The sequence below is a fragment of the Nonomuraea sp. NPDC049709 genome (genome assembly GCF_040674815.1).
Classification (GTDB): domain Bacteria; phylum Actinomycetota; class Actinomycetes; order Streptosporangiales; family Streptosporangiaceae; genus Nonomuraea.
The window spans coordinates 143,760-158,977 of sequence record NZ_JBFANM010000015.1 but is presented as its reverse complement, the minus strand read 5'-3'; the positions used below and the strand labels follow the sequence as shown (position 1 = coordinate 158,977).

Annotated in this window: 18 protein-coding genes; 6 read left to right on the top strand and 12 right to left on the bottom strand. The window is 71.9% G+C overall.

Annotated elements, in window-relative coordinates; genetic code table 11:
* Positions 1-31: 31 nt before the first annotated feature.
* Complete coding sequence (locus AB0J69_RS17470) at positions 32-1,576, bottom strand: DAK2 domain-containing protein (protein WP_364117976.1); 1,545 nt, start codon at positions 1,574-1,576, stop codon at positions 32-34.
* Positions 1,577-1,819: 243 nt separating this feature from the next.
* Between AB0J69_RS17470 and rpmB the strand changes: the two genes are divergently transcribed.
* Positions 1,820-2,005 (top strand): 50S ribosomal protein L28, encoded by a 186-nt coding sequence (gene rpmB / locus AB0J69_RS17465; protein ID WP_043618345.1) that lies wholly within the window; start codon positions 1,820-1,822, stop codon positions 2,003-2,005.
* Between the two features lie 217 nt (positions 2,006-2,222).
* Here the strand turns inward: rpmB and thiD are convergent, their stop codons facing one another.
* The 3 genes from thiD to AB0J69_RS17450 all read right to left on the bottom strand — a co-directional run bounded on the left by thiD (position 2,223) and on the right by AB0J69_RS17450 (position 5,910).
* A complete protein-coding gene (thiD, locus tag AB0J69_RS17460) occupies positions 2,223-3,017 on the bottom strand; it encodes a bifunctional hydroxymethylpyrimidine kinase/phosphomethylpyrimidine kinase (protein WP_364117974.1) in 795 nt (264 codons plus the stop codon).
* A 17-nt stretch (positions 3,018-3,034) separates the two neighbouring features.
* Positions 3,035-4,672 carry a hypothetical protein gene (locus tag AB0J69_RS17455; protein WP_364117972.1) on the bottom strand — a complete coding sequence of 546 codons (1,638 nt, stop codon included), beginning with the start codon at positions 4,670-4,672 and terminating at the stop codon, positions 3,035-3,037.
* Positions 4,673-4,941: 269 nt separating this feature from the next.
* Complete coding sequence (locus tag AB0J69_RS17450; RefSeq protein ID WP_364117970.1) at positions 4,942-5,910, bottom strand: thiamine-phosphate kinase; 969 nt, start codon at positions 5,908-5,910, stop codon at positions 4,942-4,944.
* A gap of 47 nt (positions 5,911-5,957) precedes the next feature.
* Between AB0J69_RS17450 and AB0J69_RS17445 the strand changes: the two genes are divergently transcribed.
* Together AB0J69_RS17445 and AB0J69_RS17440 are read left to right on the top strand one after the other, a co-directional pair.
* A complete protein-coding gene (locus AB0J69_RS17445) occupies positions 5,958-6,191 on the top strand; it encodes an Lrp/AsnC ligand binding domain-containing protein (RefSeq protein WP_106249262.1) in 234 nt (77 codons plus the stop codon).
* Between the two features lie 13 nt (positions 6,192-6,204).
* Positions 6,205-6,636, top strand: a complete 432-nt coding sequence (locus AB0J69_RS17440) for a DUF3515 family protein (protein WP_364117968.1) — start codon at positions 6,205-6,207, stop codon at positions 6,634-6,636.
* On the opposite strand, the gene AB0J69_RS17435 is transcribed toward AB0J69_RS17440, so the two are convergent.
* The 3 genes from AB0J69_RS17435 to AB0J69_RS17425 form a co-directional block, all read right to left on the bottom strand.
* Positions 6,619-7,713 (bottom strand): D-alanine--D-alanine ligase family protein, encoded by a 1,095-nt coding sequence (locus tag AB0J69_RS17435; RefSeq protein WP_364117966.1) that lies wholly within the window; start codon positions 7,711-7,713, stop codon positions 6,619-6,621. The genes AB0J69_RS17440 and AB0J69_RS17435 overlap by 18 nt on opposite strands.
* A gap of 65 nt (positions 7,714-7,778) precedes the next feature.
* Complete coding sequence (locus AB0J69_RS17430) at positions 7,779-8,789, bottom strand: NAD(P)H-dependent glycerol-3-phosphate dehydrogenase (RefSeq protein WP_364117964.1); 1,011 nt, start codon at positions 8,787-8,789, stop codon at positions 7,779-7,781.
* Between the two features lie 4 nt (positions 8,790-8,793).
* Positions 8,794-9,450 (bottom strand): lysophospholipid acyltransferase family protein, encoded by a 657-nt coding sequence (locus AB0J69_RS17425; RefSeq protein ID WP_364117962.1) that lies wholly within the window; start codon positions 9,448-9,450, stop codon positions 8,794-8,796.
* A 133-nt stretch (positions 9,451-9,583) separates the two neighbouring features.
* Between AB0J69_RS17425 and cofC the strand changes: the two genes are divergently transcribed.
* Positions 9,584-10,219, top strand: coding sequence for a 2-phospho-L-lactate guanylyltransferase (gene cofC, locus AB0J69_RS17420; protein ID WP_364117960.1), 636 nt, complete (start codon positions 9,584-9,586; stop codon positions 10,217-10,219).
* A 3-nt stretch (positions 10,220-10,222) separates the two neighbouring features.
* Here the strand turns inward: cofC and AB0J69_RS17415 are convergent, their stop codons facing one another.
* On the bottom strand, positions 10,223-11,431 hold the full coding sequence (locus AB0J69_RS17415) for an MFS transporter (protein WP_364117959.1): 1,209 nt from the start codon (positions 11,429-11,431) through the stop codon (positions 10,223-10,225).
* Positions 11,432-11,484: 53 nt separating this feature from the next.
* On the opposite strand from AB0J69_RS17415, the gene AB0J69_RS17410 reads away from it, so the two are divergent.
* The gene (locus AB0J69_RS17410; RefSeq protein WP_364117957.1) at positions 11,485-11,691 is read left to right on the top strand and encodes a hypothetical protein; all 207 of its coding nucleotides are present in this window, start codon (positions 11,485-11,487) and stop codon (positions 11,689-11,691) included.
* Positions 11,692-11,737: 46 nt separating this feature from the next.
* Here the strand turns inward: AB0J69_RS17410 and AB0J69_RS17405 are convergent, their stop codons facing one another.
* From AB0J69_RS17405 to leuC, 4 genes are all read right to left on the bottom strand, one after another.
* A complete protein-coding gene (locus AB0J69_RS17405) occupies positions 11,738-12,037 on the bottom strand; it encodes an HU family DNA-binding protein (RefSeq protein ID WP_355428372.1) in 300 nt (99 codons plus the stop codon).
* 99 nt (positions 12,038-12,136) lie between these two features.
* Complete coding sequence (locus AB0J69_RS17400; protein ID WP_364117955.1) at positions 12,137-12,376, bottom strand: hypothetical protein; 240 nt, start codon at positions 12,374-12,376, stop codon at positions 12,137-12,139.
* On the bottom strand, positions 12,355-12,942 hold the full coding sequence (gene leuD / locus AB0J69_RS17395; RefSeq protein ID WP_364117953.1) for a 3-isopropylmalate dehydratase small subunit: 588 nt from the start codon (positions 12,940-12,942) through the stop codon (positions 12,355-12,357). Before leuD ends, AB0J69_RS17400 begins: the two co-directional genes overlap by 22 nt.
* Before the next feature lie 75 nt (positions 12,943-13,017).
* Positions 13,018-14,403 carry a 3-isopropylmalate dehydratase large subunit gene (leuC, locus tag AB0J69_RS17390; RefSeq protein ID WP_364117951.1) on the bottom strand — a complete coding sequence of 462 codons (1,386 nt, stop codon included), beginning with the start codon at positions 14,401-14,403 and terminating at the stop codon, positions 13,018-13,020.
* 62 nt (positions 14,404-14,465) lie between these two features.
* Here leuC and AB0J69_RS17385 point away from each other — a divergent pair, with 62 nt between their 5' ends.
* Positions 14,466-15,182: an IclR family transcriptional regulator gene (locus AB0J69_RS17385; RefSeq protein ID WP_043618626.1), complete on the top strand. Its 717-nt coding sequence runs from the start codon at positions 14,466-14,468 to the stop codon at positions 15,180-15,182.
* The last annotated feature ends 36 nt before the right edge of the window (positions 15,183-15,218 follow it).

Here is a 15,218-nt window from a genome sequence, read left to right as displayed (position 1 = left end):
CAGCAGCCACGGCTCATGGGGGTGGGCGCCGTCACTCCACGCCGATCAGGAGCGGGTAACCGCCCTGCTCGCCGTCGTACACGACCAGGTCCACGTCCGGCCGCGTACGCCCGAGGTGCTCCTCCACGAGACCCGCCAGCCCCTCCGGGGCCTTCGCCCCCGTGACCAGCGTGACCATCTCGCCCCCGCCCGCCAGCATCCGGTCCACCACCATGACGGCCACGCCGTCGACCGATCCGCCGATCAGCGCCACATCCCCGTCGATCATGCCCAGCACGTCACCCGGCCGGCACACCCCGGCGCTCGTGAACGCGGCCCTGTCCGCCACCGTCACATGCCCGTACCGCGTGTGCCCGGCCGCGTCCGTCATCGCCACCACGTCGTCGTCGAAGCGGCGCAGCGGGTCGTGCACGGCCAGGGCGGCCAGGCCCTGCACGGTCGCCTTCGTGGGCAGCACGCTGACCGCCACCCCGTCCTCACGGGCGACCTCCGCCGCCGCGGCGGCGACCGAGCGGACGCCCTCGTCGTTCGGCAGGACCGCGACCTCGGTGCCCGCCTGCCTGATCGCGACCAGCATGGCGGGGAGCGTGGGACGGGTGCCGGGCGCGCGCCGTACGACGACCGCGCCGCATTCCTCGAACAGCGCCGCGATCCCGTCCCCCGCGGCCACCGCCACCACGCCCCGGCCCGCGCTCGCCCGGTGGGTGCGCTCGGCCAGGTACGTGATCCTGATCCGGTGCGGCCGGCCCGCCCGGATCCCCGCCTCGACGGCCGGACCCGCCTCGGGGACGTGGACGTGCACGTTCCACAGCCCCTCGCCGCCGACCACGACCAGCGAGTCGCCCATGGCGTCGAGCTCGTCGCGCAGCCCCGCCACCGCCCGGTCGTCGGCGTCCAGCAGGTACATCACCTCGTAGCCCGCCCCCACCTCGGTCATCGGCGAGACCCGCGCGGTCGGCGCGGGCACGTCGTAGTGGCCGACGCCGGAGCCGGTGATCACCGCGGCCAGGGTCTCCAGCACGATCGCCGCCCCGGCGCCGCCCGCGTCCACGACGCCGCTGCGGGCCAGCACCTCCAACTGGTCGGGCGTACGGCGCAGCGCCGCCCGCGCCTCCCCCGCCGCCTGCCGCGCCACCTCGGGCAGGTCGCCCTCCACCTCCTGCACGGCCCGCGCCGCCGACTCCAGCACGCTCAGCACCGTGCCCTCGACCGGCCTGGCGACGGCCTCCCTGGCCAGCAGCGCCGCCCTGAGCAGCCCGGCCCGCAGGTCCTGGCCGTCCTTCAGCACCTCGGCGAGGCCGCGCAGCGCCTGGCTGACGATCACCCCGGAGTTGCCGCGCGCGCCCACCAGCGCCCCGTACGAGAGCGTCTGCCACACCACGGCGACGTCCACGTCCTCGGGCAGCGACTCGACGGCCTCGGCCGCGGACAGCATGGTCAGGTGCAGGTTGGTGCCGGTGTCGCCGTCGGCCACCGGGAAGACGTTGAGTGCGTCGATCTCCGTCCTGGCCTGGCCGAGCGCGTCGGCGGCCAGGCGGGCCCAGCGCCGCACGGCGGGTGGGTCGAGGATCTTCATCTGCGCCCTCCGACTGTCTCCCCGACCGAACCGGGCCAACCGGGCCGACCGAACTCCAGCCCCGGATGCGCTACCGTTGTCCGAGGAGGATATCCCCGCTCGGGGCCCGGTCCAGGTGCTCTGGTTCGCGCCCATCGGGGTGGATCAGATATTCTCGTCTGGCTGGCCGGTTGTCCCGGCATGCCCTCCGCCCGGAAAGCATCAGCGGACAGGGCTACATCGACTGTTTTAAGGAGCGATACCGTGGCTTCCGTCTGCGATGTCTGCCGCAAGGGGCCGACCTTCGGCAACAACGTTTCCCACTCGCACCGCCGCACCCGCCGTCGTTGGAACCCCAACATCCAGACGGTTCGCGCGGTCGTCGGCGGCACGCCGAAGAAGCTGAACGTGTGCACCTCGTGCATCAAGGCGGGCAAGGTCACCCGCTAGTTCTCACTTCCACGAAGGCCCGCCTCCCCTAGGGAGTGCCGGGCCTTCGTCATGCCCGGAGGCTCCTCGCTCCCCCACCGAATTCCGGTGCAGGTCCTTGGCGAAAGGGACGGCCGATGGACCACAAGCGGCCGGGTTCCCTGGCGCCGGCTGCTCACCGTGGTGGCCCGGGGCCGTTGGGGCCAGCGCCAGGCGTGGTCCACCGGGCCGATGCGGGTCAGCGCCAGCGCCAGGCGTGGTCCACCGGGCCGATGCCGGCGCCCAGGGGGAAGCCTCTGGCGATCGCGCCCGTCACGTACTCCTTGGCCTTGCCCACCGCCTCCGGTACGTCGTCACCCTGGGCGAGGCGGGAGGCGATGGCCGAGGCGAGCGTGCAGCCCGTGCCGTGGGTGTGGCGGTTGTCGAGGCGGTCGGCGGCGAAGCGGTATTCGCTGGTGCCGTCCGTGAGCAGGTCGACCGGCGGTCCCGGCAGGTGCCCGCCCTTGATGAGCGCCCACGCCGGCCCCAGCTCCAGCACGGCGTCCGCGGCCCGCCTCAGGTCGTCCTCGCCCTCCACCTTCACCGACGTGAGCTGCTCGACCTCCCACAGGTTCGGCGTCACCACGGTGGCCAGGGGCAGCAGGCGGGTCCGTACGGTCTCGACGGCCTCGGGGGCGAGCAGCGAGTCACCGTGCTTGGACACCCCGACCGGATCCACGACCAGCGGAGCCGCGTACGAGGCCAGCACGTCGGCGACCGTCTCCACGAGCGCGGGCGAGGCCAGCATGCCGGTCTTCACCGCCTGCGCGCCGATGTCGCCGAGCACCGAGTCGAGCTGCGCGCGCACGGCCTCGGGCGGCAGCTCCCAGTAGCCCTGGACGCCCAGCGAGTTCTGCGCCGTCACCGCGGCGATGACGCTCATGCCGTGGACACCCATGGCCAGCATGGTCTTCAGATCAGCCTGGATGCCCGCGCCGCCCCCTGAGTCGGAGCCGGCGACGGTCAGCACGCGTGGAGGGGTCGAAACCGTCATGTACCCCATCCAACCACTCAGACGACGGCGCACTCCCCGCTGACCAGCCCGCAGTTCTGGGCCTTGGAGCCCCTCCCCGTGGCCGTGAACGTGACCTGGACCGAGTCCCCGGCCGCCACCGGCGCCGTGAGGTCCAGGATCAGCAGATCACCGTCCTGCGTCCATTCGGCGCCGTCCACGTCCACGACCGTGCCGTCCACGGGCACGGAGACCGTCGGGGCCGGCAGGGTCTCGGCGGAGGTGTTCGAGAGCGTGATGTCGGCCTTGTAGGTCGTCAGGCGCTGCCGGATCGTCTGCTTGACGTTGACGGAGGCGCCGCTCGCCGACTCGATCGTGCCCGTGGCGGTGGGGACCGGGGTGGGCTCGGTGCCCGATGCGCCGCCCGTGTCGTCCTCGTCCAGCGTCGAGGCCTCCTCGCTCGGCGCCTCCGACGCGGTCTGGTCGGCCGGCGGCTCGTCCGTCGGGTCCTCCGTGGGCTCCGCCTGCTTCTTCGCCCGGGTCTTGGTGGGCGTCGGCGTGGCGGAGGCGGTACGGCTCGGCTGGCGGGCGCTGAACGTGGGCGTCGGCGTCGGGGTCTCGGCTGCGGGGTCGCCCTCGCCTTCATCCGACGGCTCCTCCTCGGGGGCGGCCTCCGCCTCCTCCTCGGCGGGGTCGGAGACGCTGGGGCCGGGCTGGCTGGTGGTGGCCTGTACGGCCGCGCAGCTCGTGCCCTCGCACTTGGCGGGCTCGCCGGAGCTCATGAACTTGACTCCGGCCACGGTGCCGCCGAGCACGACGGCCACGGCGGCGACCGAGAGCAGCGCCACCCGGCCCTTGCCGGCTCCCGAGGGAGCGGCCAGCACGTCGTCGCCGCCTCCGCCGCCGCCACGTCCCGACCTGCGGCGGCCGCGGCGGCCCCGGGGCTCGTCCGGCTCGTCCGCACCGTCGTTCGACCAGCCGGAGCCGAGGAAGCCGGTCTCGGCGTCCGCCCAGGCCGGGGCCTGCACGGCCGTGGGCTCGCCGGCCACCTTGATGTCGCCCGGCTCGGGCGGCACGCCGTGGACGGGGTTGGGGCCGGAGGGGGCGTCGAACCTCGCGGTACGGTCCGCGGGCCCGTCAAAGGGGTCCGGGCGGCCGAACGGGTCGCCGAGGGGCTCCTGGCGGCCGAAGGGCGCGTCGAACCGCGCTGTGCCGTCGGCGGGCCCGTCGAACCGCGCCGTCTGATCGGCGGGCCCGTCGAACCGTGCCGTCTGGTCCGCGGGTCCGTCGTACGGCCCGCGCCGGCCCGGCTCGTCGAACAGCCCACGGTCGCCCGGCCCGTCGAAGGCTCCGGGACGATCGGCAGGGCGATCGGCAGGGCCGCCGAAGAAGCCCGTCTGGTCGGCGGGGCCGTCGAAGAAGCTGTTGTGGGGCGCGGGGCCGTTGAAGGGGCCCGGTTCGCCGAAGGGGCGGTCCGAGGGCTGGTCCCACTCGGGCGGGCGGGCGAACGCGCCCGTCGTCTCGAACGGCCCGACCTCAGGACCCCTGGGAGCCGGTGGTGGCGGGAAGGCGCCCGCTGGGTCGTTGGCCGGTGGAAAGCCGCTGGCGGAGTCGGTGGGCAGCGCGAAGGCCCCGGTGGTCTCGTACGGCTCCGACTGCGGCGCGCGCGGCGGCGGCCCGTCGGTGCGCCGTGGCATGGGAGCCCACTGGCCCGTCACCTCGGGCCGGTCGGGCAGCGAAGGCCAGCCCGGTGCCTCGTCCGGCTCGTCAGGACCCCAGAATGCGCTGCCGTTCCCCCGTTCATCCCCGTCGTCGGATCCACCTGTGCCGTGGCGGCCCATGGCTGCCCTTTCTGCCGGTTACAGTGGCCGCCAATCTTCATAACACCTTTGCTACGCCGTTGTCACAGCAATCCCACTAGTCATACCCCAAACGGGGAAAATATCACGTAAATCGGGACATCTCATCACCGAAAGTGATCCCATCCGCGTTGCCCGATTTCGCGCCCATACACCACAACGCCCGCACCTTCGACCACGCGGCCCACCACCTGCCAGGTCGCCGGCAGCCGTACCTCCGCAGGGAACACGGCCGCCAGGGCGTGATCCTCGCCACCCGTGAGCACCCACTCCAGCGGGTCGGCCCCCAGCTCCTTGGCCGCCGCCGCCACCGGCTCCCCCACCGCGAACGCCTGGGGATCCAGCTCCACGCGTACGCCGCTGGCCTCGGCGATGTGGCCGAGGTCCTGCAGCAGCCCGTCGCTGACGTCCAGCATCGCGCTCGCGCCCAGCTCGGCCGCCGCGGGCCCCATCGCGTACGGCGGGCACGGCCGCCGGTGCCCGGCCACGGCCTCCTGGAGCGCGGGGGTCTCCACCGGCACGCCGGCCTCCAGCAGCGCCCATCCGGCGGCGGCGTACCCCAGCCGGCCCGCCACCGCCACCACGTGCCCCGGCCTGGCCCCGGAGCGTTTGACGGGAGCCCGCCCGCCCAGGTCGCCCAGCGCGGTCACCCCGATGACGACCAGGTCGCAGCGGGTGACGTCGCCCCCGGCCACGCTCGCGCCGACCGTCGCGCACTCGTCCCTGAACCCGTCCGTCAGCGCGTCCAGCCAGTCCAGCGGCAGGTCGGCCGGAACGCCGAGCCCGACCACGATGGACGTGGGCGCCGCGCCCATGGCCGCCACGTCGGACAGGTTCTGGGCGGCGGCCTTGCGGCCCACGTCATAACCGCTGGACCAATCGCGGCGGAAGTGCCTACCCTCGATCAGCAAGTCCGTTGAGACCACCACGCGCCCGTCGGGCGCGCCGATCAGGGCGGCGTCGTCACCCGGGCCGAGCATTACCGCGGCGCCTTGGGGCAGACGTCCGGTAATACGATTTACCACACCGAATTCGCCGAGATCTCCGACTGTGATGACGCACCTCCTGACGCACACAGGGTACGGTGGCCCTTCGGCGTGATCGAATCGCCCGGGAGGACGTGATGGTGCAGGCCTACATCCTTATCCAGACCGAGGTCGGCAAGGCCGCTGCCGTGGCCCGCGAGATCTCCGGGATTCCGGGGGTCACACAGGCGGAAGACGTGACGGGGCCCTACGACGTCATCGTGCGCGCGGAGGCCAACAACGTCGATGAGCTGGGCAAGCTGGTCGTCGCGCAGATTCAGGCGGTGGAGGGGATCACGCGTACTCTTACGTGTCCGATCGTCCACATTTAAAGGTAGTCGTCGCATGCGTGCCGCCGCCGTCCTGCTCGTTCTCCTAGCACTCGCCGGTTGCGGCGGCACCGTACAGGTCGATCCGCCCGTCCCGCAGGGCGAGGCGGTCGCGGCCTGCGACAAGCTGGCCACCTTGCTGCCCTCGACGCTCGACGGCGACGAGCGTGGGACGTCCACGCCCGAGTCGCCGTACGTGGCCGTCTGGGGCTCCGGCACCATCGCGCTGCGCTGCGGGGTGGGCCGTCCGGTCAGGATGGCGCCCACCGACACCCTCCAGGAGATCAGCGGCGTGGGATGGTTCGCCGACCCCGACAGGCCCGCGCTGTTCACGGCCGTGACCGACACCGCCTACGTGGAGGTCACGGTCGGCGGCGAGCACGTCGCCGCCGAGGTGCTGGCCGACCTGTCGAAGCCGATCGCCGAGATCTCACCGCAGACCCGGTGACCGCCGCAGCGCGAGCTGGACGAGCCGGTCCACCAGCGCCGGGTAGGACAGGCCGGAGGCCGCCCACAACTGCGGGGCCACCGACAGCGACGTGAACCCCGGCATGGTGTTGATCTCGTTGAAGATCACCTTGCCGTCGGGCGTGTAGAAGAAGTCCACCCGGGCGAGGCCCTCGCATTCGAGCGCCTCGAACGCGCGCACGGCCATCGCCCGCAGCTCCTCGGCCGTCTCCTGCGGGATGTCGGCGGGCACGGTGAGCGACATCTGGTCGGGGTAGTACTTCGCCTCGAAGTCGAAGAACTCCTGCCCGCCCTCGACCTTCACCTCGCCGGGCATCGACGCGGTCGCAGGCTCGTCGCCGAGCGACTCCAGCACCGCGCACTCGATCTCGCGGCCGACGATCGCGGCCTCGATGAGCACTTTGGGGTCGTGCTGCCTGGCGAAGTCCACGGCCGCCTCCAGCTCGGCGCGGTCAGAGGCCTTGGAGATGCCCTGCGAGGAGCCCGCCCTGGCCGGCTTGACGAACACCGGGTAGCCGAGCTCCTCGGCCTCCTTGACCACGCACTCGCGGTTGAGCCGCCAGTCGCGGTCGCGTACGACGACGTAGCGGCCCGTCGGCAGCCCCGCGGCGGCCATGACGGTCTTCATGTGGGCCTTGTCCATGCCCACGGCGCTGGCCAGCACGCCGGAGCCGACGTAGCGCACCCCGGCCATCTCCAGCAGCCCCTGGATGGTGCCGTCCTCCGCGAACGGCCCGTGCATCACGGGGAACACCACGTCCACCGAGCCGAGCTCCACCGGGATGCTGCCGGGGTCGTAGGCCACCAGCGAGCTGCCGCCCGAGGGCAGCGCCAGCGCCGCGCCCGTGGTGTCGACGACCGGCAGCTCGCCTTCCTCGATGGCGAACCGCTGGTCGGAAGCGGCCAGCACCCACCTGCCGTCCTGGGCGATCCCGATGGGGATCACCTCGTACTTGCTCCTGTCGATCGCATCCAGCACGCTGCCCGCGCCCATCAAGGACACGGCGTGCTCCGAATTGCGACCTCCGAAAACGACGGCGACGCGTGGCTTGCTCATGGTGTCCGAATCTACCGGGGTGTCCCTGTCAACAGCGAGTCGAGCACGCCGTATTCAGGTCTTTCTCACAACCCGTACCGCTCGGGTTTGGGCGAGCGGGACATGAGCAGCATGCCCGCTTCCGACGGAGACATGCCGTCGTGCACGACTCCGACGACGACCTCGGTGATCGGCATCTCGACGTCGTGTTTCCTGGCCAGTTCGAGCACCGACTCGCAGGACTTCACGCCCTCGGCGGTCTGCTTGGTCGCGGCGACGACCTCGGCCAGGGTCATGCCCCTGCCCAGGTTCTCCCCGAACGTACGGTTGCGCGACAGCGGGGACGTGCACGTCGCCACCAGGTCGCCCATGCCCGCCAGCCCCGCGAACGTGTGCGGATCGGCCCCCAGAGCCGCGCCCAGGCGGGAGATCTCGGCCAGGCCCCTGGTGATGAGCATGGCGCTGACGTTGTCGCCCATGCCCATGCCCGCGGAGACGCCCACGGCCAGGGCGATCACGTTCTTCACCGCGCCGCCCAGCTCGACCCCGACCACGTCGGGGTTGGTGTACGGGCGGAACCACGGCGGCAGATGACAGATCGCCTGCAGCCGCTCGGCGACCGACGCGTCGGTGGCGGCCACCACGGTCGCGGCGGGCTGGCGCTGGGCGATCTCCAGGACCAGGTTCGGCCCCGAGACGACCGCCACCCGCTGCTCGGGCACCTCCGCCACCTCGCGGATCACCTCGCTCATCCGCTTGGTGGTGCCGAGCTCGATGCCCTTCATCAGGCTCACCAGCACCGCCTCGGACGGGATCAGCTCCCGCCAGGCCCCCAGGTTGGTGCGCAGCGTCTGGGACGGCACGGCGAGCACCACGAAGTCGGCCCCGTCGAGGGCCTCGGCCGGGTCGGTCGTCGCCCGCAGGCCGGCCGGCAGCACCACGCCGGGTAGGTAGTCGGGATTGGTGTTCGCGTCGTTGATCGCGTCCACCACCTCCTGCCTCCGGCCCCACAGCGTGGTCCGGTTGCCCGCCTCCGTGAGGATCATGGCGAACGTGGTGCCCCACGAGCCCGCACCGAAAACGGCCACCTTTGTCATGCCATCACCGTCCGGCGGGGTCGTAGGGAGTCTCCGGGGCCTTCTCGCCCCGCAGCTCGGCGAGCTGTTCGGTGACCGCCGCCATGATGTCGGCGGTCGCCTCGCGCAGCACGTCGCCGTGCGGCGGCCGGCCCGCGTATTTCGACAGGTTCACCGGCGGCCCCACGGTCACGTGGAACGTCTTGCGCGGGAACAGCCTGGGCTTCTTCTCACCGTACGGCAGCAGCTCCTGTGCCCCCCAGTGGGCCACCGGGATGACCGGCGCGCCGCTCTCCAGCGCCAGCCGGGCCGCGCCCGTCTTGCCCACCATCGGCCACAGGCGGGGATCGCGGGTGCAGGTGCCCTCGGGGTAGAACAGGATCGCGCATCCGTCGTCGAGCCGCTCGGCCGAGATGCGCAGCGACTTGGCGGCCTCGCTGCTGCCCCGGTCGACCGGGATCGCCAGCAGGCTCGACACGGCTCGGCCCAGGAAGGGCACCCTGAACAGGGCCGACTTCGCCAGGATCACCGGCCAGCGGCCGTTGTTGTACAGGAAGTGCGACAGCAGGACGGGGTCGGCCCAGGACAGGTGGTTGGCTGCGATGATCACCCCGCCGGTGCGGGGGATGCGGTCCCCGTTGCGCCAGTCCTTCTTCACCAGGAGCCGGGACAGCGGCTTCACCACCGCTACTGCGAAGGTTTCCCAGGAACGCGATGGTCGCGTGGGGCGGCTCATGGTCTCCTCCAACACGTACGGGATGCGCCCCAAGTCTCCCGGTTGGCCGCATGGGATGTCGAGGCGCGATGCTTACCCTATGAGCATCCGCTGGTCCCTGGTCATTCCGGTGAAGACGCTGGTCGCGGCGAAGACCCGGCTGGCCGCCGCCACCGGCCCCCATCGCACCCGGCTGGCCGTGGCCGTGGCCGGTGACACCGTGGCGGCCGCGCTCTCCTGCCCCCGGGTCGCGCGGGTAATCGTGGTGACGGCCGACCCGGCCGCCGCGGGGCCGCTGTCCGCCCTGGGCGCCGACGTGGTGCCCGACCCCGACCGGGGCCTGAACACGGCCCTGCGTACGGGGGCCGCGCATGCCGTACGCCTGGCGCCCGGCGACGCCGTGGGCGCTCTCCAGGCGGACCTGCCCGCCCTGCGGCCGGCCGAGCTGGCCCGCGCGCTGGAGGCGGCGGCCGAGTTCGACCAGTCGTTCGTGCCCGACGCGCTGGACGTGGGGACGACGTTCTACGGGGTGTTGCCCGGGAGGCCGTTCGCCCCGAGGTTCGGCGGCGAGTCGCGGGCCAAGCACCTGGCCGGCGGGGCCAAGGAGCTGTGCGTGCCGGGGATCGACTCGGTCAGGCGCGACGTGGACACCCCCGACGACCTGCGCGCGGCCATCACGCTGGGGCTCGGCCCGCACACGGCCGCCGTGGTCAGGGAGCTGTGGCCGGACACGTGAGCGTCAGCCGCTCCGCGTGCGGCTGAGGCGGGGAGCCGTGATGACCGCGAGGTACGACAGTCCGAGCGTGGCGACGCCGGCGGCGAAGGCCCCGTAGCCGCCCAGCCACTCCCCCAGCAGCCCGCCCGCCAGCCCGCCCAGCGGCATCGCGCCCCACATCAGGAAGCGCATGCTGGCGTTGACGCGGCCCAGCAGGCGCTCCGGGGTGACGCGCTGGCGGTAGCTGAGCTGGGCCACGTTGAAGACCGTCCCGGCGGCGGCCGCCAGGGCCGAGGCGGCCGGGAAGGCCAGCAGCCGCCATCCGGGGCCGGTGGCCAGGGCGGGCAGTTGCAGGGCGGCGGTGAGCAGCGCCGAGCCGTACAGGGTGGGGCCGAGCCCGTGGCGCGCCGCCACCCGCGCCGCCACCACCGCCCCGGCCAGCGCGCCGACCGCGGACGCCGACAGCAGCAGGCCGTAGCGGGTGGCGTCGAGGCCCAGGTCCACGACGAGGTAGAGCGGGTAGCCGACGGCGCAGACGCCCAGGGCCACCCGGGTGAGCGCGCCGCCGATCGCGACCCGGCGCAGCACCGGATCGCGTACCACGAAGCCGATCCCCTCCCCCGCCTCCGCCCGCCATCGCCCCCGGCCGGCCGGCGCGGCAGGCCGCTCCCCGGCCCGGACGCCGGCCAGGAGCAGGCCCGAGGCGAGGTAGGCCACGGCGTCGGCCAGCAGCGCGAACGGCGCCGTGAACCCGGTCACCAGCCAGCCGCCCAGCCCGGGCCCGGCCAGTACGGACACCTGCCGGGTGACCTCCAGCCGCCCGTTGGCCCGCTCCAGCCGCTCCTTGGGCACGATCACGGGCAGGAGGCTCATCTGGGCCACGTCGAAGAACACGGTGCCCACGCCCAGCACCAGCGCGACCGCGTACAGGTGGGGCATGGTGAGCACGCCCAGCCAGGCGGCGACGGGGACCGTCAGCAGGGCCGCGCCCCTGACCAGGTCGGCCCCGACGAGGATCGGGCGGCGGCGCCACCGGTCCACCCAGACCCCGGCGGGCAGGCCGATCACCAGGAACGCGGCCATCTGGACGGCGGACAGCACCCCGAGCTGGAAGGCGCCCGCCTGCAAGGTCAGCACGGCGGTCAGCGGCAGGGCGACGACCGTGACCTGGGTGCCGAGCTGGGTGATGCCGTTCGCCCAGGCGAAGCGCCAGAAATCCCTCCGCGGGCCCATGACGTGATCGTGCGCTCTCGTCCGGCGCGCGGCAAACGGTTTAGGCTGGTCGCGTGCAGGCGACGGTACGCAGCTTCGACGAGGGCACTCGCTCGGGCACGGTCTTCCTCGACGACGGGACCGTGCTGGAGTTCGGCACCTCCGCCTTCGACGCGGGCCCGCTGCGGCTGCTGCGCACGGGCCAGCGGGTCAATCTCGGCATGTCCGGCGGGGAAATCAGCTACATCACGCTGTCGACTTTCCCGGTGCCGGACGCCTGAAATGCGGACGCCCGGGCCGTGGCCCGGGCGCACTGGTCCGCTGCGTTTACTTCTTCTTGCCGATTTTCTTGCCGCCCTCGTTCACCAGCTCTTTGAAATCGGAGCCGGGACGGAACTTGGGCGCCCAGCTCTCGGCGACGTTGATTTCCGCACCGGTCGACGGATTCCTGGCCGTGCGAGCGGGCTTGTTCACCATCTCGAACGCGCCGAAGCCCGTGATCGAGACCTTGTCGCCGCCGGCCACGGCCTTCTGGATGGCGTCGATGACCGCGTTGACGGCCTCGGTGGCCGTCTTCCTGTCGCCCACCCGATCCGCGATGGCCTCGACGAGTTCTCGCTTGTTCATGAAAGTCCTGCTCCCCCAGTTACGGCACGGGGTTCCAGCTCACGACTTCGACGTAGAAACCCCTTACGCGCTCGAAAGTAGGCGGGATCGCGGGGGAACTCAATCACCCAGCGTGTTTTCCTCCTTTCGTGGCGTGTCGAAGGCGTCGTCAAGGGAGGCCAGAAACGCCTGGAGACGTACCGCCGCTCTTTCCGGATCGCGTTTGGCCAGGTCACAGATCGCAAGATAGCGGCGCGAAAGGCGTTCCTTCTCGGTGGCGGGGAGCATGCGGACGCGGCGGTGCGCCTCGCGCAACCGCCGCGCCAGTTCGTCGTCTTCTAGACGGTCGTCGGCAGCCATGGCTGCCGACCATTCTCGTACGCCGCCACATCCTCGGCGTGACGCAGGGTCAGGCCGATGTCGTCGAGGCCCTCCATGAGCCGCCAGCGCGTGTAGTCGTCGATCTCGAACGGGATGACCTCATCGGCCCACCGGACCTGGCGTTCGGCCAGGTCGACGGTCACTTCCAGCTTCGGGTCCGCCTCGACGGCCGCCTGCAGGGCCTCGACCTTGTCAGCGGGCAGGACGACCGGCAGCAGGCCCATCTTGGTGGAGTTGTTGCGGAAGATGTCGCCGAAGCGGGCGGCGATCACGGCGCGGAACCCGTACTGCTGCAGCGCCCACACGGCGTGCTCGCGCGAGGAGCCGGTGCCGAAGTCGGGGCCGGAGACCAGGATCGAGCCGCCCTCGTAGGCGGGGTCGTTCAGGACGAAGGTCGGGTCCTCGCGCCAGGCGGCGAACAGGCCCTTCTCGAAACCGGTGCGGCTGACCTGCTTGAGCCAGACGGCCGGGATGATCTGGTCGGTGTCGACGTTGCTGCGGCGCAGCGGCACCGCCGTACCGGTGTGGGTGGTGAAGGCTTCCATCTGCGTTGTCTCCTTACAGGTCGGCATAGGGCGATCACGTCGGTGCGGCGGCCTGGCCGCCTCACCGTGACCGCGCTAGAGGTCCGCGGGGGCGGTGAGGCGGCCGGTGACGGCGGTCGCGGCGGCGACCTGCGGCGACACCAGGTGGGTGCGGCCACCCTTGCCCTGGCGGCCCTCGAAGTTGCGGTTGGAGGTGGAGGCGCTGCGCTCGCCCGGCTGGAGCGTGTCGGGGTTCATGCCCAGGCACATCGAGCAGCCGGCCTCGCGCCACTCGGCGCCCGCGGCCTTGAACACCTCGTGCAGGCCCTCCTGCTCGGCCTGCAGCTTGACCAGCATCGAGCCGGGCACGATCAGCGTGCGGGTCCTGACCTGGCGGCCGCGCAGGATCTCGGCGGCCGAGCGCAGGTCCTCGATGCGGCCGTTGGTGCACGAGCCGACGAACACCGTGTCGACCTCGATCTCGCGCAGCGGCGTGCCGGCGGTCAGGCCCATGTACTCCAGTGCCCGCTCGGCGGCCGAGCGCGCGACCGGGTCGGCGAAGGACTCGGGGCTCGGGACGGACTCGCCCAGCGGCAGGCCCTGGCCGGGGTTGGTGCCCCACGTGACGTAGGGGGTCAGCGTCGAGGCGTCGATCTCGACGACCTTGTCGAACACGGCGTCGTCATCGGTGCGCAGCGACTTCCAGTATTCGACCGCCTGGTCCCAGGCGTCGCCCTGCGGCGCGTGCGGGCGGCCCTTCAGGTATTCGAACGTGATCTCGTCCGGGGCGATCATGCCGGCCCGCGCACCCGCCTCGATCGACATGTTGCAGACGGTCATGCGGCCCTCCATGGAGAGCTTGCGCACCGCCTCACCGCGGTATTCCACGATGTAGCCCTGGCCGCCGCCCGTGCCGATCTGGGCGATGATCGCCAGGATCAGGTCCTTGGCCGTGACGCCCGGGGGCAGCTCGCCGGAGACCTCGATGGCCATCGTCTTGGGACGGTAGGCCGGCAGCGTCTGCGTGGCCAGCACGTGCTCGACCTCGGAGGTGCCGATGCCGAACGCGATGCCGCCGAACGCGCCGTGCGTGGAGGTGTGAGAGTCGCCGCAGACGATCGTCATGCCGGGCTGCGTCAGGCCGAACTGCGGGCCGATGATGTGCACCACGCCCTGGCCGGCGTCACCCATCGGGTGCAGCCGGATGCCGAACTCGGCGGCGTTCTTGCGCAGCGTCTCGACCTGCGTCTTGGACACCGGGTCGGAGATCGGGCCGAGCACGGTCGGGACGTTGTGGTCCTCGGTGGCGATGGTGAGATCGGGTCGTCGCACCTTCCGGCCGGCGAGCCGCAGCCCGTCGAACGCCTGCGGGCTGGTCACCTCGTGAATGAGGTGCAGGTCGATGTAGAGCAGGTCCGGTTCACCCTCCGCGCGACGGACTACGTGTTGCTCCCAGACCTTCTCGGCCAGTGTGCGACCCATGATCTCCTCCTTGAGAATCCTCCGACTTGCTTTCTCATATGTCGAGACTGCAGTATCGGTGTATGGACAACTCTAGCGGAGTCGGAGTACTCGACAAGGCAGTTCTTGTACTCAATGCCCTCGAAGCGGGACCCGCTTCACTTGCCCAGCTCGTCCAGGCGACCGGCCTGGCCCGGCCCACGGCCCATCGGCTGGCCGTCGCCCTCGAGCATCACCGAATTGTGAGTCGTGACACGCAGGGCCGGTTCGTGCTGGGCCCGCGGCTTTCCGAGTTGTCCACCGCGGCCGGCGAGGACCGGCTGCTGGCGGTGGCCGCACCCGTGCTGATGCAGCTCAGAGACCTTACCGGCGAGAGTGCGCAACTCTACCGCCGCCAGGGCGACGAACGCGTGTGCGTGGCCGCGGCGGAGCGGGCCAGCGGCCTGCGTGACACGGTTCCCGTCGGATCGGCGCTGCCAATGACGGCTGGTTCGGCGGCGCAGATCCTGCTGGCGTGGGAGGAGCCCGACCGGCTGCACCGCGGGTTGCGAGGGGCCAAGTTCACCGCCGCCACGCTGGCCTCCGTACGCCGCCGGGGCTGGGCCCACAGCGTGGGCGAGCGCGAGCAGGGGGTGGCCAGCGTCTCCGCGCCGATAAGGGGCAGCGGTGGCAAGGTGATCGCGGCCGTGTCCGTCTCCGGGCCGATCGAACGGCTGACGAGGGCCCCCGGGCGGCTGCACGCGGTGCCCGTCATGGCGGCGGCCGAACGGATCACCGAGGCGATGCGTCGCACGTCATGATCAGCAAAAGGATGTATTTGGGGAGCCGAGTGCCTC